General features: G+C 63.4%; 22 protein-coding genes. 9 read left to right on the forward strand and 13 right to left on the reverse strand.

The features are described from left to right. The first annotated feature begins 149 nt into the window (after window positions 1–149). The 4 genes from H096_RS05225 to H096_RS05240 all read left to right on the forward strand — a co-directional run bounded on the left by H096_RS05225 (window position 150) and on the right by H096_RS05240 (window position 4,227). Window positions 150–740, forward strand: a complete 591-nt coding sequence (locus H096_RS05225; RefSeq protein ID WP_033897151.1) for an antibiotic biosynthesis monooxygenase — start codon at window positions 150–152, stop codon at window positions 738–740. Next, window positions 737–2,575, forward strand: a complete 1,839-nt coding sequence (locus H096_RS05230) for an amidohydrolase (protein WP_033897152.1) — start codon at window positions 737–739, stop codon at window positions 2,573–2,575. Before H096_RS05225 ends, H096_RS05230 begins: the two co-directional genes overlap by 4 nt. A gap of 28 nt (window positions 2,576–2,603) precedes the next feature. Beyond that, entirely contained in the window at window positions 2,604–3,218 is a 615-nt protein-coding gene (ycaC, locus tag H096_RS05235; protein ID WP_016980087.1) for an isochorismate family cysteine hydrolase YcaC, read from the forward strand. Between the two features lie 127 nt (window positions 3,219–3,345). After that, complete coding sequence (locus H096_RS05240; protein WP_033897153.1) at window positions 3,346–4,227, forward strand: LysR family transcriptional regulator; 882 nt, start codon at window positions 3,346–3,348, stop codon at window positions 4,225–4,227. Here H096_RS05240 and H096_RS05245 read toward each other — a convergent pair. Both H096_RS05245 and H096_RS05250 read right to left on the reverse strand, forming a co-directional pair. Then, window positions 4,214–5,251, reverse strand: coding sequence for an AraC family transcriptional regulator (locus H096_RS05245; RefSeq protein WP_033897154.1), 1,038 nt, complete (start codon window positions 5,249–5,251; stop codon window positions 4,214–4,216). The two genes, H096_RS05240 and H096_RS05245, sit on opposite strands and share 14 nt — an antisense overlap. Window position 5,252: 1 nt before the next feature. Next, entirely contained in the window at window positions 5,253–6,167 is a 915-nt protein-coding gene (locus tag H096_RS05250; protein ID WP_033897155.1) for a GGDEF domain-containing protein, read from the reverse strand. A gap of 389 nt (window positions 6,168–6,556) precedes the next feature. Between H096_RS05250 and H096_RS05255 the strand changes: the two genes are divergently transcribed. The 5 genes from H096_RS05255 to H096_RS05275 are packed head-to-tail and all read left to right on the forward strand — an operon-like array spanning window position 6,557 to window position 12,883. Then, the gene (locus H096_RS05255) at window positions 6,557–9,070 is read left to right on the forward strand and encodes a TonB-dependent receptor (protein ID WP_033897156.1); all 2,514 of its coding nucleotides are present in this window, start codon (window positions 6,557–6,559) and stop codon (window positions 9,068–9,070) included. Window positions 9,071–9,094: 24 nt separating this feature from the next. Next, window positions 9,095–10,960 carry a phytase gene (locus tag H096_RS05260; RefSeq protein ID WP_033897157.1) on the forward strand — a complete coding sequence of 622 codons (1,866 nt, stop codon included), beginning with the start codon at window positions 9,095–9,097 and terminating at the stop codon, window positions 10,958–10,960. A 46-nt stretch (window positions 10,961–11,006) separates the two neighbouring features. Further along, window positions 11,007–11,699 carry a protein TolQ gene (tolQ, locus tag H096_RS05265; RefSeq protein ID WP_033897158.1) on the forward strand — a complete coding sequence of 231 codons (693 nt, stop codon included), beginning with the start codon at window positions 11,007–11,009 and terminating at the stop codon, window positions 11,697–11,699. A gap of 15 nt (window positions 11,700–11,714) precedes the next feature. Beyond that, window positions 11,715–12,161, forward strand: a complete 447-nt coding sequence (tolR, locus tag H096_RS05270) for a protein TolR (RefSeq protein ID WP_033897159.1) — start codon at window positions 11,715–11,717, stop codon at window positions 12,159–12,161. Continuing rightward, the gene (locus H096_RS05275; RefSeq protein WP_033897160.1) at window positions 12,158–12,883 is read left to right on the forward strand and encodes an energy transducer TonB; all 726 of its coding nucleotides are present in this window, start codon (window positions 12,158–12,160) and stop codon (window positions 12,881–12,883) included. The genes tolR and H096_RS05275 overlap by 4 nt, the downstream gene beginning before the upstream one ends. Before the next feature lie 7 nt (window positions 12,884–12,890). Here H096_RS05275 and H096_RS05280 read toward each other — a convergent pair whose 3' ends face one another. The 11 genes from H096_RS05280 to H096_RS05330 form a co-directional block, all read right to left on the reverse strand. Next, a complete protein-coding gene (locus H096_RS05280) occupies window positions 12,891–13,832 on the reverse strand; it encodes a D-isomer specific 2-hydroxyacid dehydrogenase family protein (RefSeq protein WP_033897161.1) in 942 nt (313 codons plus the stop codon). After that, complete coding sequence (locus H096_RS05285) at window positions 13,829–15,007, reverse strand: acyl-CoA dehydrogenase family protein (protein WP_033897162.1); 1,179 nt, start codon at window positions 15,005–15,007, stop codon at window positions 13,829–13,831. Before H096_RS05285 ends, H096_RS05280 begins: the two co-directional genes overlap by 4 nt. 10 nt (window positions 15,008–15,017) lie before the next feature. Continuing rightward, the gene (locus tag H096_RS05290; RefSeq protein ID WP_033897163.1) at window positions 15,018–15,701 is read right to left on the reverse strand and encodes a peroxiredoxin-like family protein; all 684 of its coding nucleotides are present in this window, start codon (window positions 15,699–15,701) and stop codon (window positions 15,018–15,020) included. Next, window positions 15,698–17,047, reverse strand: coding sequence for an LLM class flavin-dependent oxidoreductase (locus H096_RS05295; RefSeq protein WP_033897164.1), 1,350 nt, complete (start codon window positions 17,045–17,047; stop codon window positions 15,698–15,700). The genes H096_RS05290 and H096_RS05295 overlap by 4 nt, the downstream gene beginning before the upstream one ends. A gap of 13 nt (window positions 17,048–17,060) precedes the next feature. Next, on the reverse strand, window positions 17,061–18,035 hold the full coding sequence (locus H096_RS05300) for an ABC transporter substrate-binding protein (protein WP_033897165.1): 975 nt from the start codon (window positions 18,033–18,035) through the stop codon (window positions 17,061–17,063). A 156-nt stretch (window positions 18,036–18,191) separates the two neighbouring features. Then, window positions 18,192–18,557 (reverse strand): ferredoxin family protein, encoded by a 366-nt coding sequence (locus H096_RS05305; protein ID WP_033897166.1) that lies wholly within the window; start codon window positions 18,555–18,557, stop codon window positions 18,192–18,194. Continuing rightward, window positions 18,554–20,080 (reverse strand): FAD-binding protein, encoded by a 1,527-nt coding sequence (locus tag H096_RS05310; RefSeq protein WP_033897167.1) that lies wholly within the window; start codon window positions 20,078–20,080, stop codon window positions 18,554–18,556. Before H096_RS05310 ends, H096_RS05305 begins: the two co-directional genes overlap by 4 nt. Before the next feature lie 10 nt (window positions 20,081–20,090). Further along, on the reverse strand, window positions 20,091–22,544 hold the full coding sequence (locus tag H096_RS05315) for a TonB-dependent receptor (protein WP_033897168.1): 2,454 nt from the start codon (window positions 22,542–22,544) through the stop codon (window positions 20,091–20,093). A gap of 96 nt (window positions 22,545–22,640) precedes the next feature. Next, a complete protein-coding gene (locus H096_RS05320; protein ID WP_033897169.1) occupies window positions 22,641–23,471 on the reverse strand; it encodes a TauD/TfdA family dioxygenase in 831 nt (276 codons plus the stop codon). A gap of 94 nt (window positions 23,472–23,565) precedes the next feature. Further along, a complete protein-coding gene (locus tag H096_RS05325; RefSeq protein WP_033897170.1) occupies window positions 23,566–25,149 on the reverse strand; it encodes a rhodanese-related sulfurtransferase in 1,584 nt (527 codons plus the stop codon). Next, entirely contained in the window at window positions 25,146–25,757 is a 612-nt protein-coding gene (locus tag H096_RS05330; RefSeq protein ID WP_033897171.1) for a cysteine dioxygenase, read from the reverse strand. The genes H096_RS05325 and H096_RS05330 overlap by 4 nt, the downstream gene beginning before the upstream one ends. Window positions 25,758–25,809 lie beyond the last annotated feature (52 nt).

Raw genomic sequence — 25,809 nt, forward strand, 5'->3', positions numbered from 1 at the left:
GTAAGGGCGGAACCAATACCAGCCGTTACCCAAATAACGGATATGTACTCAACCCAACCCAACCCCAAACAGCACGTACATCCAATTTTCCCAACCCCACACCCCGCAAACTCCCTCATCGCTGAAACATCAAGGCAGAGGGACACCCCATGGACCCAGCAACAAAACCAGCCCCCGACGAAGTCGTCACCCTGGTGGTCAAACACCTCATCAAACCAGGCCGGGAAGCCGACTACGAAGCCTGGCTACGCCGCATCGTACGCATCGCCGGCGACCGCCCAGGCCACCTCGGTGTCGACGTGGTGCGCGGCAAGCAAGGCAACCTTGCGCTGTTCACCTGCGTATTACGCTACCGCTCCACTGAAGACCTCGAAACCTGGCTCGACTCCCCCGAACGCAAAACCCTGGTCGCCGAAGCCACCCCCATGCTCGCCGACGGCGACAACACCGAAATCGGTGCGGTCAACGAATTCTGGTTCAACCCCATAACCGAAAACGCCGCCAAGCCGCCACGCTGGAAGCAGGCCGTGGTCACCCTGTTCGTGATCCTGCCGCTGACCCTGCTGGTGCCGATCATCTGGGGCCCGGTACTGCGCCTGCACCCGTTCCTCTCCCATTACGTGGTCGCCACCTTCCTGATCACCCTGACTATCGTGTTGCTGGTGGTTTACCTGTTGATGCCGGCCGCCACCCGCCTGTTCGCCCCCTGGCTTGAAGCCTCTGCAAAGGAAACCCTATGAACGCCGATCTAATTCTGTTCAATGGCCAGTTCCACACCGTGGACCGTGAAAACCCCCGTGCTACTGCCGTCGCCATTCACCAGGGGCGCTTCGTCGCCGTGGGCACCGACGGTGAAGCCATGGCCCTGCGCGGCAGTGGCACCCAGGTCATCGACCTCAAGGGCCGCACCGTCATCCCCGGCCTCAACGACTCGCACCTGCACCTGATCCGTGGCGGTCTGAACTACAACCTGGAACTGCGTTGGGAAGGCGTGCCCTCACTGGCCGATGCCTTGCGCATGCTCAAGGACCAGGCGGACCGCACGCCGACGCCGCAATGGGTGCGCGTGGTGGGTGGCTGGAACGAATTCCAGTTTGCCGAGAAGCGTATGCCGACCCTGGAAGAGCTCAACCAGGCCGCACCGGACACCCCGGTGTTCGTGCTGCACCTGTACGACCGTGCCTTGCTCAACCGCGCCGCGCTGCGTGTGGCTGGCTACACCAAGGACACGCCGAACCCGCCGGGCGGCGAGATCGTGCGGGATAGCAACGGCAATCCCACCGGCATGCTGGTGGCGCGTCCCAACGCGATGATCCTGTATTCGACCCTGGCCAAAGGCCCCAAACTGCCCCTGGAGTATCAGGTCAACTCGACCCGCCAGTTCATGCGTGAACTCAATCGCCTGGGCCTGACCAGCGCCATCGATGCCGGCGGTGGTTTCCAGAACTACCCCGATGACTACGCGGTGATCGAGCAGTTGGCCAAGGACGAACAGTTGACGGTGCGCATCGCCTACAACCTGTTCACCCAGAAGCCCAAGGAAGAACTCAGCGACTTCAAGAACTGGACCGGCAGTGTCACCCTGCACCAGGGCGATGACTACCTGCGCCACAACGGCGCGGGCGAGATGCTGGTGTTCTCGGCGGCGGATTTCGAGGACTTTCTGGAGCCGCGTCCGGACCTGCCGTTGACCATGGAGCAGGAACTGGAACCGGTGGTACGCCACCTGGTGGAGCAGCGCTGGCCGTTCCGTTTGCACGCGACCTATGACGAGTCCATCTCGCGTATGCTCGACGTGTTCGAGAAGGTCAACCGCGACATTCCGTTCAATGGCTTGCCGTGGTTCTTCGACCACGCTGAAACCATCACACCGAAAAATATCGAGCGGGTGCGTGCCCTCGGCGGTGGCATTGCGATCCAGGACCGCATGGCGTTCCAGGGCGAGTACTTCGTCGAGCGTTACGGCGCCAAGGCGGCCGAAGCCACGCCGCCGATCAAGCGCATGCTTGCCGAAGGCGTGCCGGTCGGCGCGGGCACCGATGCGACGCGGGTGTCGAGCTACAACCCGTGGACTTCGCTGTACTGGATGGTCAGCGGTCGCACCGTTGGCGGCCTGGAGCTGCACGCCGAAGGCCTGCCGCGCCTCACTGCGTTGGAACTGTTCACCCATGGCAGCGCCTGGTTCTCGTCCGAGCAGGGCAAGAAGGGCCAGATCAAGGTTGGTCAACTGGCGGACGTAGCCGCGTTGTCAGCGGACTTCTTCAGTGTCGATGAAGAAGCCATCAAGTGGATCGAATCGGTACTCACCGTAGTCGGCGGCAAGGTGGTCTACGGCGCCGGTGACTTCGAAGATTTCGCACCGCCCCGCGTGCCGGTGCTGCCGGACTGGTCGCCGGTGGTCAAGGTGCCGGGTCACTGGCGCCCGAGTTCGCCGTTGCAGGCTCAAGTTCACCAATGCAGCGGCCCGTGCGGCGTGCATGCCCACGGCCACGAAAAAGCGCGGCTCTCCAGCGTGCCGGTCAGCGACTTCCAGGGATTCTGGGGTGCGTTTGGCTGTTCGTGCTTTGCTTTCTGATTTCCCATCCCCCGTAAGGAGTTGAACCATGGCTAGCCCTCGTTTGAACAAAGATGACGCTGTTGTACTGTTGGTCGACCACCAGACTGGCCTGATCTCCCTGGTACAGGATTTCTCACCCAACGAATTCAAGAACAACGTCCTGGCCCTCGCCGATGTGGCGAAGTTCTTCAACCTGCCGACCATCCTCACCACCAGCTTCGAAAGCGGTCCCAACGGCCCACTGGTGCCCGAGCTCAAAGAGCTGTTCCCGGACGCGCCGTACATCGCCCGCCCTGGCCAGATCAACGCCTGGGACAACGAAGATTTCGTCAAGGCCGTCAAGGCCACCGGCCGCAAGCAGATCATCATCGCCGGTGTGGTGACGGACGTGTGCGTCGCGTTCCCGACCTTGTGCGCCCTGGAGGAAGGCTTTGAAGTGTTCGTGGTCACCGATGCGTCGGGCACCTTCAACGAAACCGTGCAACAGGCGGCCTGGGCACGCATGACCGCCGCTGGGGCACAACTGGTGAACTGGTTCGCGGTTGCCTGCGAATTGCAGCGCGACTGGCGCAACGACATGGAAGGCCTGGCCAACCTGCTGTCGCCGCGCATTCCCAACTACCGCAACCTGATGAACAGCTACTCGGCGTTTACCAAGTAAGCGATTCTGCATCACACCGCTGAACCCTGTGGGAGCCGGGCTTGTGTGAGAGCGGGCTCCCACATTTGCTTTGTGGTGTTGCGACTAACCGGTTATAAAACAGCCCATCGTCCACCGAGAAGCGACAATGAACCCCTTCGAAGACATGCGCCTGTTCTGCCAGGTCATGGAGTCCGGCAGTTTCACCGCTGCCGCCGAGCAACTGGGCCTGTCCAAGCAGTTCGTCAGCCGCCGCCTGATCCAGCTGGAAGACCGCCTCGGCGTGCGTCTGCTCAACCGCTCCACACGCCGCCTGGATGTCACCCCACTCGGCCAGAGTTACTACGAGTCCGCCTTGCGCCTGCTCGGTGAAGTCGAGCAAGTGGAGCAGGGCATCGCCGGGCAGAACAGCGAGCCCCGTGGCACCCTCCGCCTCAGCGCGCCGTTGTCGTTTGCCATGGCCCACCTGGGCTGCCTGTTGCCGCTGTTTCTGCAGCGCCATCCCCAGGTGTCGGTGGAGGTCGACTTGAGCGACCGCCCCGTGGACCTGATCGGCGAAGGCTACGACCTGGTGCTGCGCATCGGCACCCTGGAAGATTCCACCTTGATTGCCCGGCGTATCGCCAGCATCCCACGGGTGTACTGTGCCAGCCCCGACTACCTGGCCCTGCGCGGTACGCCGCAAAAACCGGAAGACCTTGCCGACCACGACTGCCTGCCCTACGGCCATGGCCGCCAGGTGCAATGGCGTTTCAAGGGTAAGGTGCAGGCGCTGAATGTGAGCGGGCGTATGCGCGTGAACAACGGCGACTTGCTGCGCGACACCGCCATCGCTGGCTTGGGTGTGACCTACCTGCCGACCTTTATCGTCGGCGATGCCTTGAAGGATGGCCGCCTGGTCACCGTCCTCGACGAGTTCGCCCCCGAAGCACTGACCTTGTCGGCGGTGTACCCGCAACACCGGCAAAGCTCGCGGCCGGTGCAGGCGCTGGTGGAGTTCCTGCGTGAACGCCTGGCTAGCGGCTGTTGAACAGCTGGCGGATCAGGTTGGGCGTGCTGCCGGTCCAGCGCTTGAATGAGCGGCGAAAGTTCGCCGCGTCGTTGAAGTTAAGGTACGCCGCCACTTCGTCATTGCTGTAGCCCTTGACCTGATACAGGTGCAGCGCCACTTGTTTGCGCACACGGTCGACCTGCTGCTGAAAACCGGTGTCGTGCTTGTGCAGCTTGCGCTTGAGGGTCGCCGGGCTCATGGCGAAAGCGTGCGCGGCGTGTTCCAGGCTCGGCGGCTGGCGCACCTGCTCGCGCAGGTAGTCGTAGAGACAATCCAGAAAACTGCCGGTGAAACCCAGCTGTTCGATCTGCTCGCGCGCTTGTTGGCGCGCCACCTGGCCGGCGGTGGCCGAGGCGCCCGGCCAGGCGCGGGTGAGGTATTGGCGGGGGATGCTCAGCATGTCCAGTGGTCGCTCGAAACGCGTGTCTTCCCCCAAGTTCACCCAGTATTGCTCGACATAGCGCGGCTCAGCATGGCTGAAGCTGGCCGTCCATGGCAGGCGCTCGCCACTGAGCCATTGGCTCATGGCAACCAGTGAGGTCATGCTGGCTTCCAGCAAGAAGCGCCAGTGTTCACCGGCACCGCAACTGTCCAGCCAGTACAGGTAGGCGTGGTGCTCATCCAGTTCCAGTTGCAGCGTCACCAACGGGCTGAGCAGCACCTGTTGCTGGATCAGGATGTCGAGTGCCTGGTGCAGGTTCTGTGCATGGCCCAACGCGTGACTGGCGGCGCCGTAATAGCCGGGCAACAGGCGTTGGCCAAACAGGAAGCTGCTGTCGTCGGCGTCGAGCAGTTTGCGGCTGTTGCCGATCAAACCGAGGAACTGCTGCGGGCTCAGCCGCGCCGTGCCGGCCAGGATGTCTTCGTGGAACAAGCCGGTGCCGCGCAGCAGGCGGTGGCTGTCGATGTCCCGGGACAGGGCCAGGTCGATCAGCGTGGCGGGTTGGTAGTGCCCGGGGATGAAGCGACTGTCCGCTTCATACCAACTGGTCTTGACGGCCATCTCAGGCACTTTTCGCCAGGGGTTGCTTGGCCCTGGCCAGGGCCAGGTTGAGGCGCTTGAGCAAGTCGTGGGGCGGCTCGTCCAGCGCCATGACCACGGCGGTGGTCGCCGCCAGTTGCAGGCGCTCACCGTGCAGCCGGGTCTTGTGGGCCAGGCCGCGCACGGCCTGCTGCAACTCCAGCGCCAGCTCCTTGGCCTGGCGCTCGCCGGTGTTGGGCAACAGCACCACAAACCGGTCACCGGCCAGGCGGCACAGCAGGTCCTGGCGGCGCAGGTTGAGCAGCAGCAAATGGCTGAGCGCCTGCAACACCGCATCGCCTTCGGCATGCCCGTAGGCCTGGTTGATGGCGGCGAAGTTGTCCAGGTCCAGGGCCAGCAACGACAGCGGCTGTTGCTGCGCGTGGCTGTCGTGCAGGCTGTCGGCCAACTGGCGCTTGAGGTAGTCGGCACCGGCCAGCGGCGTGAGTTTGTCGAACAGCCGGTGTTCGCGGAACAACCGCTCGCGCTTTTCCATCTGCGCGCTGATCGCCAGTTGTTCGCGGTGCCAGTGGTAGATGCCGATGGTCAGCAGGATCATGCCCACCGGCATCGGCCCGGACTCCAGCCAGTGATCCCAGGTGATGCTGTCGGGCAGGCGGATGAACTCATCGAGGCTGTCGATCCACCAGGAGAAAAATATGCACGACAGGCCCAGCGCCAGGTAGTTGGTGACGCGCCCGGCAGGGCGGCTTTTCAGCACCAGGCCCAGCCACACCAACGCCAACAGCGCAGAGCCGCCTTCGCCGAAGATATCCAGCCACACCCATTCGCTGAAGCTCTTGAGCTCCCCACAGGCCAGGTGCAGGATCAGCCCGAGGTTGGCGGCGATCAGCAGCAGGGAGAGTTTCCAGCGGTGGGGTTTGAGCACGGAAAACATGGCCGCGAGTCCTTGGGCAAAAAAGCGATGGGCGCCAGCACAGCAGATGGATGTGACGGTTGCGTGACGGTGGGGAGGGGTCGAATCAGCTCATGGCATACACACAATCTCCTGCCAAACACAAAACAAATGTGGGAGCGGGCTTGCTCGCGAATACGGTGGATCAGCCACACATGTGCTAGCTGCAATACCGCATTCGCGAGCAAGCCCGCTCCCACATTTTGATCGAGGTCATTTCAGCTCATTTGCTCGCCGGAACAAGCTAAAAACCGCGATTTACGTGGCTTTGCGCCAACCCCTGTCACAGAACCGTCATCCCCCACCCCTAGCGTGCCCTCCCAGTTGCCGGGCCTCTTGCCTGGCGCCAATGGATTCTTGGGGAGGATTGCATGTACAAGCGCACCGGGCTCGTCGGCTTCACGCTTACTGCCTTGGCCCTGGCGATGGCCAGCGAGCGGCTTTGGGCGGCCGAAGTGGCTAACACCGAGCACGTCGAAGTGGTCGGCCAGGCGGCAGCCATTGATCAGGCGCTCAAGGAGCAACGCAGCGCCGACAGCATCAAGAGCGTGGTGCATGCCGACGGCGTGGCCCAGTTGCCGGATGAGAACGTCGCGGAAGCAGCGCAGCGCCTGCCGGGTATCAGCGTGGAGCGCGACCAGGGCGAAGGGCGCTTTGTCAGCGTGCGCGGCCTCGGCCCGGACCTCAACAGCGTGACCATCAACGGCACCCTGGTGCCCGCCCCGGAAAGCGCACGCCGCGCGGTGGCCCTCGATGTGCTGCCCTCGGAGTTGGTGCAGTCGCTGTCGGTGATCAAGACCCTTACCCCGGACATGGACGCCAACTCCCTGGGCGGCACCGTTGATGTGCAAAGCCTGTCGGCCTTCGACCACAAGGGCCTGTTCTACACCGGCAGCACCGAGGCCAGCTACGACAAGAACACAAGCCAGACCAGCCCCAAGTTTTCCGGCGCCGCCAGTAACCGTTTCAGCCTCGGCGACGGCATCGACAACTTCGGCGTGGCCGCCGCGTTGAGTTGGCAGAAGCGTGACTTTGGCTCGGACAACGTCGAAACCGGCGGCGCCTGGGATTTCACCAATGGTGCCAAGCTCAATGAATTCGAGCAGCGCGACTACGACATCAGCCGCGAACGTGCCGGTGGCGGCCTTAACTTCGACTACAAGCCCGATGACCTCAGCAGCTACTACCTGCGCACCCTCTACAGCCGCTACAAAGACACCGAGACCCGCAACGCCACCAGCCTCGAATTTGCCGACCCCCTAGCGCCCGGCGAGCTGGGCGATGCCGAGGCCAAGCGCAAGCTGAAGAACCGCGAAGAAACCCAGGAGATTCAGTCCTACGTATTCGGCGGCGAGCGCATGCTCGGCCTGTGGACCCTGAGCGGCCAGGCCGGCTACAGCCAGTCCAGCGAAGACAGTCCGGCGCACATCGCCGGTGCCACCTTCGACGGCGGCGACTTTGCCAACAGCGGCTTCTACGACAAGGACAAGCCACGCCCGATCATCGGCAGCGGTTTCTACGACGCGCGCAACTTCACCCTCGACAAGGTCGACTGGGAAAAACAGAACACTAAAGACACCGAGAAAAACCTGCGCCTGGACCTGGCCCGCGACTACGACCTGAGCGGTTATGCCTCCCAGGTGAAGTTCGGCGGCAAGGTCAGTCGTCGCAACAAGGACAACGACCTGGAAGCCTGGGTCTACAAAGACTTCGACACCCTCGGTTTTACCGCCGACCAGCTCAACCTCAGCCAGTTCCAGAAAGGCAACGTCGACTATCGCCTGGGCAACTACGGGCCGGGCATCAGCCCCAGCAGCATCAAGCAGCTGATCGGCAGCCTCAACGCTGCGGACTTCTATGACGAGACCGAGTCCCGGGTCAACGACTTCACCATCCGTGAAGACATCAACGCCGGCTACCTGATGAACACCGTTGATATCGACGACTGGCGTTTCATCGCCGGCCTGCGTTACGAGGGCACCGAGTTCGAAGCCAAGGGGACTGGCGCTACCGATGGTGTGTTCACACCTACCGAGACCAAGCGCCGCTATCACCACTGGCTGCCGGGCCTGCATGCGCGCTACCAGATCGACAAGAACACCCAGGTGCGTGCGGCCTGGACCAAATCGGTGGTGCGCCCGACCTTCGGCCAGTTGGCGCCGGGGTTCGTGATCGACGATGACGAAGCCACTTTTGGCAACCCGGACCTCAAGCCCCTGGAATCGAGCAACCTGGACCTGGGCATCGAACATTTCATGGGCCGCGCCGGCACCGTATCGGCATTCGTGTTCTACAAGGACATCAAGAACTTCGTCTACAACACCGACCTGGCCGGCACCGGGGCCTGGACCAACTTTTCCGAGGCGCATACCTACGCCAACGGCGACAGCGCCAAGCTCTACGGCCTGGAACTGGCCTACTCACAGAAATTCGATTGGCTGCCGGCACCGTGGAACGGCCTGCTGGTCGGTGCCAACACCACGTTCAGCCGCTCCAGTGCTGACATCGAAGGCTTCGACAGCGCCAGCGGCACGAATCGCAAGCGCAATATCAGCCTGCCCAACCAATCGGACACCGTCGGTAACCTGATGCTGGGTTGGGAAAACGACAAGCTCAGCCTGCGTCTCTCGGCCAACTACAAATCGGCCTACCTCTTTGAGCTGGCCTCGATCAACGACAAGGCCCACGACCTGCATGTCGACGCCCAGACCTTCGTCGATTTCAGCGCGCGCTATTCGCTGACCAAGAACCTGCAAGTCAGCTTCGAGGCCCAGAACCTTACCGATGAGTCCTACTTCGTCTACACCGGCCACCGCAGCTACAACGGCCAGTACGAAGAGTATGGCCCGACCTACAAGCTGGGCCTGACCTTCACCCATTTCTGATTGACCCAAGGATTTTGATTGTTCATGAGAATTTCCAAGCTGTACCTGCTGATCGCGTTGGCCGCTTGCTCGCCGGTCATGGCCGCTGACCTGGCGCTGACTCCTTGGGCGCCGAGCCTGAATGCGCAGGCGGTGGCTTTTCTGCCGGGTCGCACTGAACGCGTGGCCACCAGCACCCGCGACGGCCTGCAACTGCTCGACCATCAAGGTGCTGAACTGGCCCGCTTCAAAGGCAATTTCAGCAGCCTCGACACCCGCGGCGCCGGTGCCCAGGTGCTGGTGGCCAGCCTCGACAACGACCGCCAGCAGGCGCTGTTGGTGAGCCTTGATGCCGCGAGCAAGACCTTTGGCAAACCGCTGTACCTGCCCACCCGCGATTACCCGGTCAATGGCCTGTGCCTGTTCCGCGACGCAGCCGCCAACCTGTTTGTATTCCTGGTGGGGGAAGAGGGCAAGGGCGAGCAATGGCTGGTAGGCAACGGTTCGACGTTGTTAGGCGAGCCTCAGCGCGTGCGCGGTTTGCCATTGCCGCCGTCGGCACAGTTCTGCCAGGTGGATGATGCGACCCAGCAGTTGCTGGTCAATGAAGAAAACGTCGGCTGGTGGGCCTACCCGGCGCACCCCGAGGCGGAGGTGAAACGCACGCCGGTAGCACTGTTCGACAACCCCAAACGCGAGGCCGGCGCCATGGCGCTGGTGCCGGGCGGGGTGGTGACGCTGGATCCTAAGACGGCCCAACTGCATCTGTTCCAGCAAACCGGCGAGCGCTGGGTCGAACAGGGCAGCCTGACGCTGCCAGGCTTGAAAGAGCCGGAGCAACTGAGCGTCAACGGCCAGCACGTGCTGGTGCGGGATGACGACACCGGCAGGCTCTACCAGGGCAAACTCGACTGGAAGGCAACGCCTGTGGCCGCCGAGCCGGTAGTGCCGGAAGTCGCTGCCCTGCGCCAGACCGACCCGGTCGGTCGCCAGGGGGATGCGGCGGATGACCCGGCGATCTGGATTCACCCCGAACAACCGGCCAAAAGCCGCGTGCTCGGCACCAACAAAAAGCAGGGCCTGCTGGCCTATGACCTCGACGGCAAGCTGCTGCAGGAACTGGCGGTCGGCCGCCTGAATAACGTCGATGTGCGCCCCAACTTCAAGCTCGGCGCGCAAACAGTCGACCTGGCCGTGGCGAGCAATCGCGATCACAACAGCCTGAGCCTGTTCAGCATTGACCGCCAGAGCGGCGAACTGCGCGAAGCCGGTGAAGTGCCGACGCCGCTCAAGGAAATCTACGGCATCTGCCTGTTCCAGCCTGCCAGCGGTGAGATCTACGCGATCGCCAATGGCAAGGACGGCACCTTCCTGCAATACCGCCTGAGTGCGCCGGACGGCCGAGTGCAGGGCGAGTTGGTGCGCCAGTTCAAAGTCGACAGCCAACCCGAGGGCTGCGTGGCCGATGACCAGCGCCAGCGCCTGTTCATTGGTGAAGAAGACGTCGGCGTCTGGGCGGTGGATGCCCGTGCTGACCAACCGGCCACGCTCACCAGCGTGATCAAGGTCGGCCCGCAGTTGCATGCGGATGTCGAGGGCCTGGCGCTCTACCAGAGCCATGAACGCGACTACCTGGTGATCTCCAGCCAAGGCAATGACAGCTACCTGGTGTTGGATGCCGAGCCACCGTTCGCCACCCACGGCACCTTCCGTGTCGGCCTGAATGCGGCAGCGGGGATTGATGGTGCTTCGGAAACCGATGGTCTGGAAGTCACCGCCATCAACCTCGGCGGACCCTGGAGCAAGGGCCTGCTGGTGGTGCAGGACGGCCGCAAACGCATGCCCGAGCAGACCCAGAACTTCAAGTTCGTGCCTTGGGCTGAGGTGACCCGCGCACTTAAATTGCCGTAGGCGTCATCACCCGGTCATCACTTTTTAATCGAATAGGAGCTTAACCATGCACGCGACGATGGAACATATGACGATCTGGGGTTTGATCAGTGAAGCCAGCCTGTTGGTCAAGGCGGTGATGGTGACGTTGCTGCTGGCCTCCTTGCTCAGCTGGTACCTGATCATCCAGCGCGCCAGTGTGTTGCGCCGCCTGGAGCGCCAGTTGAAGGGTTTTTTGCTGCGCTTTCGTCGCGCTGCGGACTTGCAGCCGCTGTACCGCGAAACCGTGCAGGCGGGCGAGGGCGGCATTGCGCCGATCTTTATCGCGGGGGTGCAGGAGTGCCAGCACCTGCAGGGCCACGATCCGGCCGTGCTGGAAGGGGTCGAGCGCGCGTTGCAGGTAGCGATCACCGAGCAGGAAATCGAGCTGGAAAAGGGCCTGCAATTTCTGGCGACCGTGGGTTCGGTGAGCCCCTACATCGGTTTGTTCGGCACGGTGTGGGGCATCATGAATTCCTTTATCGGCTTGTCCCAAGTGCAGCAGGCCACGCTGTCCACCGTGGCGCCTGGCATCGCTGAAGCACTGATCGCCACCGCCATTGGCTTGTTTGCGGCCATCCCGGCGGTGATTGCCTACAACCGTTTCGCCGCACGTGGCCAGACTCTGCTGACCCGCTACTACGCCTTCGGCAACGAGCTGCAAGTGCGCCTGCACCGCACCTTGCGCGGTACGCCGATCAACCTGGCCGTGGCCGCCTGAGCAAGGAGCAAACCGATGTTGACCAGGCCGCAACGCAAGCACGGGCCCAAGGCCGAGATGAACGTGGTGCCTTACATCGACGTGATGCTGGTGCTGCTGGTGATCTTCATGGTCACCGCGCCGATGCTGACCCAAGGCGTAAAAATCGAGCTGCCCAAGGTCGCCGCCGAGGCCCTGGCCACCGACACCCGCCAACAGATCCTCACGCTGTCGGTAAAGGCCGACGGCGGCTACTACTGGAACCTGGGCGGCGAACTCGACACCACCCACCAGACCGACAGCGCCGTGACCCTCGACGAAATGGGCGCCAAGGTCATGCAGGTGGTGGCGGCGCGCAGCGACACCCAGGTGTATATCCGCGCCGACGACAACGCGGGCTACGGCCGGGTCGTGGCGGCCATGGCGGTGTTGCAGAAGGGCGGTGTCAGCCATCTGGGGTTGGTGACCGAGGCCCCGCAATGACGGCGATGATCATGCACAGTCCGATGCTGGCGGTAGCACCTGGGGAGCCTTCCGGGTTCTGGAGAAACAGCGTGGCGGCCAGCCTCGCGGTGGCGCTGCATGTGGGCGTCCTGGCGGCGCTGATGCTGGGCGGGTCGACAGATAGACCGCCGATGGAAACGCCGAGGGTGATGCATACCCAGTTGGTGATGATGCCGCCAGCGCCGACGCCAGCTCCCGTGCCTGAGCCTGTGGCCGTCGCAGCGCCTGCGCCGGAGCCTGTGGTCGTTCCCGTGCCGGCGAAACCGGTGATCGATCCACAGATCCAGGCACAAAAGCTGGAAAAAGCCGCGTTGGCGAGCAAGCGGGTCGAGGAAAAGAAGCTGGAACAGCAACAGGAGCGCCTGGCCCAGGAGCGCCTCGCTGCGGAACGCGCGCGCCCCACCGCACCGGCCGCCGCGCCGGCCTTCGACAGCCGCCAGTACCAACCCTTGAGCAAAGAGGCGCCGGACTATCCGGAGCGTGCCCTGGACAAAAACATCGAAGGCGATTGTTCGGTGGAGTACACCGTCAACACCCAAGGGCGTGTCGAAAACCCCAAGGTGCTGGACGGCTGCCATCCGCTGTTCATGCGGCCCTCACTGGCGGCGGCGAATACCTTTCGCTACCAGCCGAGGATCGTCGATGGAAAGCCCGTGCCGGTGCCGGCAGTACGCAATACCTTCCACTACCGCATCAAGTAGACGGCGATCAATTGGCGCGGTTGTAGAGCTCAACATTGGCCACATACCGCTCCAGATTCGCCAAGAACGTCTCGGCAATCTCCTCTTTGCTGTTGGTCGAAATGGCCGAGGTATGCGGTGACAACCGCACACGCGGGTGGCTGTACAACCGATGCCCATCCGGCAGCGGCTCCGGCTCGGTCACATCCAGCGATGCCAGCCCGATCTGCCCATTGTCCAGTGCTTCCAACAGCGCCTCCTGATCCAGCAAACCACCCCGCGCGATGTTGATCAGGTGCAACCCCGGCTTGGCGCTGCCCAGCACGTCACGGTTGATGAGCTGCCGCGTGGACTCGGTCAGCGGTGCCGCCACCACCAGGTGATCGGCGCGGGCGAATAGGTCGTGGATGTCGTTGGCAGCTTCTACGCCCGCGCTGAACGGCGCCTGGCTTTGGCGCAGCGCTACGACCTTGATCCCCAGGGCCAGGGCTTTTTGCGCGAGGCGTTCGCCTATCGCACCAAACCCCAGGATGCCCAGGGTGGTGCCCTTCAGTGGATGCAACGCGGTGAAATTCCACTGCGAATCCTTTACCCAGATGTCCGGCAAATGCTTGGAGGCGGCAAAGATCGCGGCCAAGGCAAACTCGGCCAGGTTGTCAGCGGCACTGCCACGGGAGGTGGTCACCGGCGGGCCGTTGAACAGCCATTGCGGATAGAAATCGATGCCCGACGACACCAGGTGCACCCATTGCGCGCCGTACGGCCAACCCGGTGGCGGGGTGTCCGGCGCGGTGTAGCCGCGCACATTGATCGGGCGCAGCAGCAGGATATTCGCCTGGGGCGGCAGGTCGCTCGGTACGCCAACGGGCACGCCGATCACCTGGGCCTCGGGATGGATCTTTGCCAGGCGGTCGCGAATCACTTCATTGAAATCTTCGTCCAGCTGGCTGGCGATAATCACCTGACTCATGTGCGTTCCTTCTGGCGTTGGGCGAAGACGGCTTTGCCGACGCCTTGCAATACGGCGTCGTTCTGCGGGGTATGTACGCGGCTGCACAGCACGTCGCGGTAATGCCGTTGCAACGGGCTATGGCGCGACAGGCCAGGGTTGCCCGAGGCTTCGATGGCCAGCTCCACGGCGCGGATCGCATTGTTGGTCACCAGGTACTTCAACTGCGCCGCATGGGCGGCGGGGGTGTGGCCTTCGGCGGCTGCGTCGAGCAGGCTGCGGTTGGCGAACAGCAGGGTGTCGATATGGCCGACGGTTTCCTGGAAGCGCGGTAAGGTCGACAGGGCAGCACCGAGGTTGGACGGCGCGCGTTCTTCCAGCCAGTTCACCAGCCAGTCCCGCGCAGCCTGGGCTACGGCGTCGTATACCGAGGACAACAACACCGACATCCACAGGAAACCTTCGCCATCCAGCTCCGGCGACGGCGCGCTCCAGGGGCTGACGCTGACGGCGTGGTCCAGCGGCACCAGCACGTTGTCGAGCACCACTTCATGGCTACAGGTGGCGCGCATGCCCAGGTGGTCCCAGGTGTCGATGATGGTCACGCCGGGACTGTTTTTGGGCACCAGCCAGGCGCCTACCAGTGGGTCGGCATCGTCACTGCGGCCCCACACGCTGAACCAGCTCAGGCCATGGCTGCCGGTGGAGTAGATCTTGCGGCCGCTGATGCGCCAACCCTCGGCGGTGCGCACCGCAGTGGTCGCCGGCAGGCCGCCACGGGCCGGGGTGCCAAGGTCGGGTTCGACGCGCAGGGCGTTGATCAGTGCGCCGTTGCGCACGGCGTCTTCGGCCACTTGGGTGCGCAGGTGGGCGGGCCAGGTCTTGCTGTCTTGCAGGCGTGTGTGTTGCAGGTACTGCATCACCAGGATCAGCGCGGTGGACGGTTCGCCCTTGGCAATCGCACTGATGGCCTTGCGCGCCTGGGGCAGGCTGGCACCGCCGCCGCCCAGGGCCTTGGGCACGGTGAGGGCGACCAGGCCATGCTGGTGCAGCAATTGGAAGTTGGCATGGGGGAAGGCGCCGCTTTCGTCATAGACGTGCGCGGTGCTGGCCAGCTCGGTGGTGAGGTGTTCGAGCAGGGCGTCGAAGTGGGCGACTTCCACGGAGCGTAAGGAAGGTTGCGAGGATTGGCTCATGGGGGTGTCCTTAAATCGCGAGTTGCACAGGCTGTTGGGCAAGTAGCTGTTCAACGGCTTGCAACACCGGCTCAGCTTCCGTGCGCACCAACCAATCCGGGCTCACTTCCACAAACGCCACGCTGCCATCCCTGGCAATCACCACCACCGTTGGTTGCGGCAATTCCCAGGTGCCGGTACCCGTGGTTTCTCCGATGGGGTTGCCCTTGGCCAATGCGGCGTTGCGCGACGCCTCATCAAAACTGTAGAGAATGCCAAGGCGTCGGCCGAGGTTGTTATCGGGGTCGCTGGCCACCAGCAACTGCAGGTTATGACGGGTCTTGATCTCCACCAGGCGCTCCGGCACCTGCGGGCTCACCGCTACCAGCGGCACACCGAGTTCGCGCAAGCGTGGGTAGAGTTGGCGCTCGTAATAGGGCAGGGCGATGTTGCAGGCCGGGCAGCCGGCAAAGCGGAAGAACACCAGCACTGCCGGGCCGTCGGCCAGCAGCAGCTCACGGTTCAACTCGCCGCCTTCTACAGTGAGCAGGGTGAACGGGTCCAGTTCGTCGCCCACCTGTACGTAGTCGTCGGGTCGCGCTTCATCCACCAGGCGCTGGCGCTGGTCGATATTGATCTTCAGCGACTCCGGCGCCCAGGTCGCAACGCGCTCGGCGTGCAGGTCGGCCAACTGACGGTTGAGGGATTCACTCATGCCAGCGCCTCCTGCTGCTCTTCAACCTCGGCGGCGACGCTGTAGCGGTTGACCGGCACCGCCAGGCCCAGGTTGTCACGCAGGGTCTGGCCGCTGTAGTCGGTGCGGAACAGGCCGCGTTGCTGCAACACCGGCACCACCAGCTCGGTGAAGTACTGCAAGCCATCCGGCAGGACCGAATTGATGATGAAACCATCGCTGGCGCCGGTTTCGAACCAGGTCTGGATCGCATCGGCGACTTGCTCCGGGGTGCCGACAAAATCGCGCTTGGGTCGCGAGAAACGCAGGGCCACTTCACGCAGGGTCAGGCCTTCGTCCTTGGCCAGTTGCTTGATGCGGTCGGAACCGCCTTTCTGGCTGTTGGAACCGAGGTCACCGAGTTCCGGGAACGGCGCGTCCAATGGGTACTTGCTGAAGTCGTGGTCGTTGAATGGGCGGCCGAGGGCGACGATCGCATCCTCTACGGTGACCAGGTCCACGGCCTGCTGGTAGCGGCTTTCCACTTCGGCCTCGTCGCGGCCGACAATCGGGCGGATACCCGGCAGGATCGACAGGCTGTTGGCGTCGCGCCCAAAGCCTTTGGCACGGCGCTTCAGGTCTTGGGCATAGGCCAGGCCTTCCTCGATGCTGTCCACATGCACAAAGATCGCGTCGGAGTTTTCTGCGGCGAAGTTGCGGCCATCTTCGGAGGTGCCGGCCTGAAAAATCACCGGCTGGCCCTGACGTGAACGCGCGATATTCAGCGGGCCTTTTACCGAGAAGAACTCGCCCTTGTGGTTCAGCGCATGCAGCTTGCTTGGAGTGAAGAATTCGCCGGATTGCTTGTTGTAGGCAAAGGCGTCGTCTTCCCAGGAATCCCACAGGCCCTTGACCGCGTTCACGTGTTCCTTGGCGATGCGGTAGCGCACGGCATGGGGTGGGTGCTCGGCCTTGCCGAAGTTGTCGGCGGTGCCGCTCAGCCACGAGGTGACCACGTTCCAGCCAGCGCGGCCGCCGCTGATATGGTCCAGGGACGAGAACTGGCGCGCCACCTGGTAGGGCTCGGTGTAGCTGACGGTCACGGTCGCCACCAGGCCGATGTGGGTGGTGATCGCTGCGAGCGCCGACAGAATGGTCAGCGGCTCGAAACGGTTGAGGTAATGCGGGCTGGATTTGGCGTGGATATGCAGGCTGTCGGCGATGAACACGAAGTCGAACTTGGCAGCTTCGGCCAGTTCAGTCTGCTGTTTGTAGAAACCAAAGCTGGTGCTGGCGTTGGGTTGGGCGTTCGGGTGGCGCCATTCGCCCCAGCCGTGACCGACACCGTGGACCATTGCACCCAATTTTAAATGGCGTGGCTTGCTCATGTTCTGCTCCTGATTAGCGCGAGGCTTGGGAAAGGGGGACACGCTTGGCGTTGAAGCTCTTGTCGAAGCCCTGTGACACGTCGATATGCTTGAGCAACAGGCCTTCTTTTTGGTAGGTGTCGGCGGTCGCTTGCAGGCCGCTGATGACCGCGTCGTCGATGGCGACTGGGGTCAGGTGGGTGTCCTTGGCGACTTCCACATGCACGGCCAGCGGCAGGCCGGTGATCTTGGCCTGGGCGGCCGCGTATTCATTGGGGTGCACGTTGGCCCAGGCATAGGCGCGATCAAGACGGGCGACAAAGTCATCCAGTTGCGCGCGCTTGTCGGCGATAGCCTGGCTGGTAGCCGCGAGGTACAGGTGATTGCTCAACAGCTTGTTGCCGCTGATCAGCACGCGGGCCTGGCTTTGCGAGGTGACCACGGTGGTGTACGGGTCCCAGGTGGCCCAGGCGTCGGCGGTGCCGTTATCCAGCACCAGGCGCGACTCGCTCGGCAGCAGGAAAATGAATTGCACATCCTGGGTGGTCAGCCCGGCCGTGGCCAGGGCCTTGATCGCCAGGTAATGGCCGATGGAACCGCGCCCGGTGACGATTTTCTTGCCCTTGAGATCGGCGACAGTTTTGATCGGCGAGTCCTTGGGCACCAGTACGGCCGTGGTGTTGCGGCCTTCGGCGTGAATGATGCTGACCACCTTGAGCGACGCACCGGCCCCCAGGGCGAACACGTAGGGCGCGTCACCGAGGGCACCGATGTCCACGGCGCCAGCGTTCAGTGCTTCGCCCAGCGGAGAGGCAGAAGGGAACTCCGACCATTGAATCTGATAAGGCACATTTTTGGCTTCGCCGGAGACTTCCAGCAGCGCCTTGATCGTGGATTTCTGATTGGCCACGCGCAGCGGTTGCAGGTCGGCGGCATGGCTGCTGCCGATCAGCCCGAAGGCGAGGGCGGTGCCCAGGAGCAGGCGCTTGAAGGGGGTGGTAAAGACCATGGGATACAGGCTCCAGGCAGATCAAGAAGGGGTTCGTTTACCTCCGCCTGGAGAAGGGGTCGGTGAGTGAGTTAACGTTATTCCCATAAAAACCCGCTGTGAAGTTCTTTTTGGTTATATGTTAATTATCAAAATAATTCATTATGAGTTGATTGATTATTCACTAATTGCATTTGTTGATGGGGTGCGGGCGAGCGCGAAGATGCCATCCATGCGCCAGTGCTCGTTGCGATGGGCAGGATCATCGGCCCATTCGTCCCACCCGGAGTCGCGGCGGTATTGGCCGAGCAAGCCGGCTTCACGCACTGCCACGGGGTCAGGATGACGCAGGTGTTCGACGTCCGGGTCGACGTACAGCGCGTCGCTGCTGCAATACAGCTCGCACATGAAGCAGGTCTGGCAGGCGTGTTGGTCGGCAATCAGCGGTTTGCCGGCTGTGTCGGCGGCAAGCACATTGGTGGGGCACACCGCGACGCATTGGCCGCAGCCGTTGCACAGGTCGGAGTAGATCAGTTCGATCATTGGGGTTGGCCTAGATGGATTGAGTCAAAGCGCGCCTGTATCTGGTCCACGCCCGACAGCCGCAGATGCGCGTCGTACTGCGAGCGCTGTCCAGGCGTATCGCTGCGCTGATGCATGCCACGACTTTCCTTGCGTAGTGCGGCGGCGGTGTAGCACCAGCGCGCAGTGGCAGCCATGGCGGCGGTTTCGCGGGCGCGCAGGGGGTTGCCGGTGAGGGGCGTGGATTGCAACTGGTCCCAAACGTTGTCGAGTTCACGCAACGAACGCTCCAGTTGATGGCCGCTGCGAAACAGATTCTTGTCCAATGGATGCACTTCGGCCTGGATACGCTGGACCAGCTCTGCGCTGCCCCCCGAGGCACCCTCGAACCCGCGTAGCGCGCCGTGATACGCGGCCCTCTGCCGTGCCAGTCGCGCCGCCCCACGGCCCGCCCATTGCCCGGTCGACAGGGCCCACGCCGAGTTCTGCGCACCACCGCCGGAGGTGGCGCCTGCAATCGGTTCACGGCTGGCGGCATCACCGGCGGCGAAAACGCCGGGCACGCTGGTCTGGCAGTCGTCATCCGCCAGCCTCAGCCCGCCGACGCCACGGATGGTGCCCTCAGGGTGGAGGGTCACGGCAAATCGCTCGCGGTAAGGATCAACCCCGCGTCGGTCAAACGGCAGCATCAGGTTCGGCTGGATACTCGGCAGTTGCGCACGGATGTCCGCAGGCACTCTATTCAAGCGGCAATACACCGGGCCATTGAGCAGTGCCTTGGCCAGGTCCTCGGTAAAACTCGGTCCACCATTGATGCTTAACGGACGATCCGCCGCATCGAAGTACTCACCAAAGCTGTACACCATCGAACGGGTCATGCTGCTGCCGGCCACCGCGATGCAGTAGTAGTTGGAGAACTCCATGCCCGACAGTTCGGCGCCGGCTTCGGCCGCCATCAGGTAACCGTCGCCGGTGTTGGTGTGGCTGCCCAGCAAGCGGGAGAGAAACGCACACCCTCCGGTGGCGAGTACCACGGCGCCGGCGCGGATCAACCAGTCGCCGCCGGCCTGGCGCCGCCAGCCACGGGCGCCGACGACGCTGCCGTGGTCGTCGCGCAGCAGTTCCAGGGCGGGGTGGTGATCGAGAATCTTCACGCCGCTGTCCAGCACCCGACGGCGTAGGCCGCGCAGGTATTCCGGTCCGCGCAGGCCACGGTATTGGGTCTGGCCCTGTTCGTTTTGCGGGAAGGCGTAGTAGTCGCTCAAGCCTGGCAGGCTGGTCCAGGTGGTCTCGATGGCGCGGGCCATCCAGCGTGCATCCGCCAGGCCGTAGGCGGTGCCTAGGCGTTTGTCGATGGCGGCTTCGCGGGCGCCGGGTGGCACCCACCAATGGCCAGGCCCGGCGGTGGCGGTGACGCCGCTGGTGCCGCAGTAGCCCTTGTCTACCAGGATCACGCTCACGCCTTCGCGTGCAGCGGCGATGGCGGCCCAGGTGCCGGCCAATCCACCGCCGACAATCAATACGTCACAGCTCAATTCAGTCATCGCCCAGGCCTCAGAAGTTGTACGCCAGGCGCGTGTAGTAATACGCGCCGCCAAAGCCGAAGGGCGAGAACTGCCCGTATTCGTAACCACCAGCCCAGTCCTTGATGCCTTTTTTGTCGGGGTAGACGTCGAACAGGTTGTTGGCGCCCAGGGCGATGGTGAAGTGCTGGTTGATGTCGTAGGCGGCGTCGATATCGCTGATCCACTTGGCGCTGAACGTGCGGTCGTTGATCGGGTTGTTGTCGCCTTCGGTGTAGCTGCCGAAGCGGGTCAGGGCCAGGTTGAGGGTGTAGGCGGTGACTTTCCAGTTGGCCGCCAGGATTAATTTGGATTGCGGTGTGGCGACGGTCAGGTCCTTTTGCAGGCGGCGGTCGAAAATCTGGTAGTTGGCGCCCAGCCCGGCCAACGCGGGCGGGGTGTCCTGGAGTTTTTCGATCTTGGTCTGGTTCCAGTTGTAGGCCAGGCTCCAGCGCACTTGGCCGTACAGGTCCAGTTGCTGGCGGTATTCGTTGATGATGTCGACGCCTCGGGTACGGGTGTCCACCGCGTTGGTGTAGTACTGCGCGTACAACCCGGGCGACAGGCCGTTGGCAACCAGCACCTGGGACACCGCCGGCCCGCCCAGCAGGCTGGTGGACACGATGCGGTCGCGGATGCCGATCTGGTACAGGTCGGTGGTCAACCGGTAGTTCTGCGTGGGTTCGTAGGTGAAGCCGAAGCTGTAGTTCAGCGATTTCTCCGGCTTGAGTTTCTCGGCGCCCAACGCCTGGGCTTCAGGCGTATCCACCGGCAACACCTTGACCGGCACCGAGACCTGCTGGCCGTTGACCACGCCGCCGGAAGTAAAGGTGGATGACGCGTAAATCGTCTGCGCCAGCGAGGGCGCACGGAAGCCGTTGTTGATCGTGCCGCGCAGGGCAAACTCAGGCGTGAGCTTGAAGCGTGTCGACAACTTGCCGCTCCAGGTGCTGCCGATGTCCTGGGTGTAGCGCTCGTAACGCGCAGCGGCGCCGACGTACCAGCGGTCGGTCACGTCCAGGCCCAGGTCGACATAGCTGGCGACGTTGCTGCGGCTGATCTCCCCGGCATCCGCTGTGCTGGTGCCGTTGTACGAGGCCAGCCCCGGCAGCGGCGTCTGCCCGGCGAACGGCCCGCTCGGCAGCACGTAGTTGCCGGGCGTATAGGACGCATAGTCACCGGCTTCGATCTGGTACTTCTCCCAGCGATACTCAAAGCCGAACGCGGTTTGCAGCGGGTGGGCAAGGCCGATATCAAAGCGGCGGCTGAGGTCCAGGTTGTTGGTCCACTGGTCAAAGATCTGCGAGGCCAGGTTGAACGAGGTCGGGCTGGTGGGACCCCAGGACGGGTTCAGCGTGTTGTTGGCATTGAGCGTGGAGTCGTCTTCGCCCCAGGTCGAGCTGATGTCGTAATCCCAACCGCCGACCAAGCCTTTGAAGCCACCGGCCACCTGGAAGTCCTTGGTGCGGTTGCGCCGTTGCGCGTGGATGCCGTCGGGGTAGGGTGTGTTCGGGTCGCCGGCCAGGGCGGTGATTTCGTTGGGGCGGTAGTTGCCGGTGACCTTGGTGGTTTCCAGGTAGCTGGCGGTGGAGAACGAGTAGAACTTGAGGTCGTCCTGCAGCGGCAGTTCCAGGTTATAGCTGGCGTTGGTGACCTTCTCGCGGCCCAGGCCATAGCTGGGGTTCCAGCCGTGGCGGTTGACGGTCTGGTCGCGGCTGTCGGGTGCGGCGGCGGTGCCGTACAGACGCCCGGTGGCGCTGCCGGTACGGTCGAAGGGTTCCTGTTCCTTGACGTCCAGCGCCAGGTTGGCGAAGCCGTCGTTGGGCAGCGCCAGGCCGTAGTTGACAGTCTGGTGCACGGTGTCGCCGTCGCCCGCACCGTAGCGGCCGAACGAGGTTTCGGCGCTGCCACCGCTGTCGTTTTCCTTGAGGATGATATTGATCACCCCGGCGATTGCATCCGAGCCGTACTGGGCGGACGCACCGTCGCGCAGTACTTCGATATGGTCGATGGCCGACACCGGGATCAGGTCCAGGTTGACCGGCACCGCCGCCGTACCGATGCGCGCGAGGTTGTTGATCAGCGCGGTGTTGTGGCGGCGCTTGCCGTTGACCAGCACCAATACCTGGTCACCGGAAAGCCCGCGCATGGTCACGCCGCGGACCGACCATGAGGTGCCACCGCCGTTGATCGCCGGCAGGTTGAACGACGGCAGCAGACGCGCCAGCAGTTCCTTGAGGCCGACCTTGCCGCTGGCTTGCAGCTGCTCGGCGCTGATCACGTCGATGGGCGACGGGCTGTCGGCGAGGGTGCGGGCCTGGTTGCCTCGGTTGCCGGTGACGACGACGGTGCCGAGGGTTTTGTCGGGGTCTTCGGCTTGGGCTGGGAAGTTGATGGCGAGCAGGCTCAGCGCTGCTGCGCAATAGTGAAAGCGCGATGGAGGCATGGGACTATTTCCGAAGGACGAGAGAGCGCCGCCGACCCTTTGTGGGAGCGGGCAAGCCCACTCCCACAGGGGATCTTTGTTGTGGTTGAAAGGGCGTCAGGCCGCGTTGGCCGCTCTTACCCGATGCGGAATATCGTCATAGGCAATCAGCACCCGCTCCATGCGACGTGGGTAGTCGCCATAGTTGTAGACCGGATAATGCAGGGTGGAGCGGTTGTCCCAGAACGCCACCGAACCGGGGCGCCATTTGAAACGCACCTGGTGTTCCGGCTTGTTGAATTCCAGCAGCAGACGGTCGATCAGTTGCTTGCTCTGTTGCGGCGTCCAGCCGATCACCGAAGGGTTCTGCGAGAAGTTGATGAACAGGCCGTCTTCGCCGGTTTCCGGGTGGGTGCGTACCAGCGGGTGGGCGAGGATCGGGTAATCGTAGCCGACCTTGTCCAGGGACTTCTTGAAGTCGTGCACCACGTGCAGGTCGTCGATTTCGGCGCGCAGTTCATCCGGTAAGGCACGGTACACCGCACCGGCATCAGCCCACAGGGTGTCGCCGCCGACTTCTGGCAAATCCACCGCACGCAAGACCGCGCCAAGGGTGGGTTGCAGCAACCAGCTGGTGTCGGTGTGCCAACGGCCACTGATGCGCGGGCCGTAGAGCTTGCGTTCGTCCTGGGCTTCGATCAGGTGCGCGTGCGGCAGCGTCGGGTCGTTCTGCTGGGTGGTGGGATGTACGTACAGTTCGCCGAATTCCTTGGCGAAGGCGATCTGCTGCTCGGTGTTGATCGCCTGATCGCGGAAGAACAGCACCTTGTGCTTGAGCAGCAGTTCGCGCAGCTCGTCACGCAGGGCGGTGGTCAGCGGCTGGCGCAGGTCGATGCCGGCGATTTCGGCGCCGATCGTGGGTTCCAGGCGGGTGATGTGCAGGGTCATGCGGGTGTCCTCTCGTATGTGGGTTCAGCCTCCGCCTGGAGAGGGGTCGGATGTCGGGCCTGCACCCGGTGTGGGGGCAGGCAGGTTGGGTGAGTCAGATCACGTAGAAACCATGGGTGCCGTCGCGGGCCAGTTGGTCGACCAGGCCGAATTCCCAATCCAGATAGGCCTGCATGGCTTCCTTGGGGTTGTCGGTGCCTTCGTACGGGCGGCGGTAGCGGTCGATGCGCGGTGAGGCCAACTGAGTTTCACCTTCTTCCAGCGGCAGTTGCGCGTTGATCCAGCCAGCGGTGCCGTCCTGTAGCAGGAACACTTGCTTGCCGGTGAGGGCTTCGACTTCGGCCACCGCCAGGCGCGCCAACTGGCTGCTGCCGCAGGTCAGCACGTAGCGTTGGGCGGCGGGCACCTTGCCCAGGGCCTGGGGCAGTTGTGCGCGCAGGGCCCACCAGGCACCGGGGATGTGGCGCTTGACGTAGTTGGCGCTTGCGGTGAAGTCCAGCACCACGGTGTCGCCATGGCCGAGCCAGTCGCTGAGGGTTTGCGGGCTGATCAGTTCGGCTTGGGCGGGCGCCGGAACCGGCGCGACCCAGGCGCCTTTCTCGCTGAAGTGCGCCGGTTGCAGGTTATCCAGCACATGCACTTCCCAGCCCAGTTGCGCCAGCCAGGAGGCGGACATGTTGGCGCGCACACCGTCGTCATCCGCGAGTACCAGGCGTGCGCCACGCACACTGGCGACGTGGTCGGTTTCCTGCACCAACTGGCCGCCGGGTGTGGAGCGTGCGCCGGGCAGATGGCCGGCTTCAAATTCTTCCGGCGTGCGTACGTCGAACAGGTAAGTAGTACGCGTCGCTTCCTGCTGCCAGGTGTGCAGATCGGCCAGGGTCGCACGACCCACGCGGGCTTTGTCGGCAACGCGGCGCGCATCGGCGGCGGCGACCTGGCGATGTTCTTCCGAGGTCGGCGCAAAGCGGCGTGACTGGCCATGGGCGAGTTTCTGCCCGGCCAGGGTCCAGCCGATGGTGCCGTTGCGCAGCGCTGACACCGGGTTGGCCACGCCGGCATTGATCAGCGACTGGGTGCCGATAATGCTGCGGGTGCGTCCGGCGCAGTTGACGATAATGCGCGTGGCCGGGTCCGGCGCCAGCTCGCGGGCGCGCAACACCAGCTCGGCACCGGGCACGCTGATGCCGGTGGGGATGCTCATGGTCTGGTATTCGTCGAAACGCCGCGCATCGAGCACCACCACATCGGCCTGGCTGTCGAGCAGGGCCTGTACTTCCTCGGCGGCCAGCGACGGTGTGTGCCGCTCGCTCTCTACCAGTTCGCCAAACGCCTTGCTCGGCACGTTCACGTCGATGAACAGCTCGCCACCGGCCTTGCGCCAACCGTCCAATCCGCCTTCAAGCAGGCTGACCTGGGTGTAGCCCAAGGCGACCAGGCGCTCGGCAGCACGGGCCGCGAGGCCTTCGCCGTTGTCGTAGACGGTGACCTGGGTATCGCGCCGTGGAATGCGCGAATACACCTCCAGCTCCAGTTTGGACAGCGGTATGTTCGCGGCGAACAGCGGGTGGGATTCGGCAAACGGCGCCTCTTCGCGCACGTCGATCAGGGCCACTTCTTGATGGTCCAACAGGGCCTGGCGAAGCTGGGCAAAGCTGCGGGTGGATACAGTCGTCATAGGGCAGGGCTCTTTTCTTTGGACAAATCCCAGATATTCGGGAGGAAGGCGTTGGAATAACCGGAGATAAACAGTTTCTCGCTGCCGTCGGGCTGGTACACCGCCCGGCGCACCGCACCGATATTGGCGCCGTACACATGGATACTGATGGACACCTGGTCGCTGTGGGCATTGCTCACCTGGTGGATGTCGCCGACCTTGGGCGACACGGCTTCAACCTGGCCCGGCACCAACTGGATCGGTTTGCCTTCAGCCACCAGGCGGCCATCCGGCGCGCGCTCGAAGCCTTGGGAAAATTCCGCACCGCGCAGCATGCCGATCAGGCCCCACACCCGGTGGTCATGGATCGGTGTGCTTTGCCCCGGCCCCCACACAAAACTGACGATGCTGAAGCGCTGGCGCGAGTCGGCATGCAGCAGAAATTGCTGATAGCGCTCGGGATCGGGCTGGGCGAACGCATCGGGCAGCCAGTCGTCATGGCTGACCAGTTGCGCCAGTAGCTTGCCGCCACGGTGCAACAGGTCGCCTTCGCGTGGATTGCCGTCGATCAATTCCGCCAGGGCGCCGATGAAGGCTCTGAGTCTTTCGGGGTGCTTGGCCTGGGTCATGACAAATCCATGGTCGGTGGTGATGGGATTATCTAAGCATAATGTTTATAGT

Origin of the sequence: Pseudomonas sp. FH1 (assembly GCF_000510895.2) — a bacterium.
GTDB lineage: Bacteria > Pseudomonadota > Gammaproteobacteria > Pseudomonadales > Pseudomonadaceae > Aquipseudomonas > Aquipseudomonas azotoformans_A.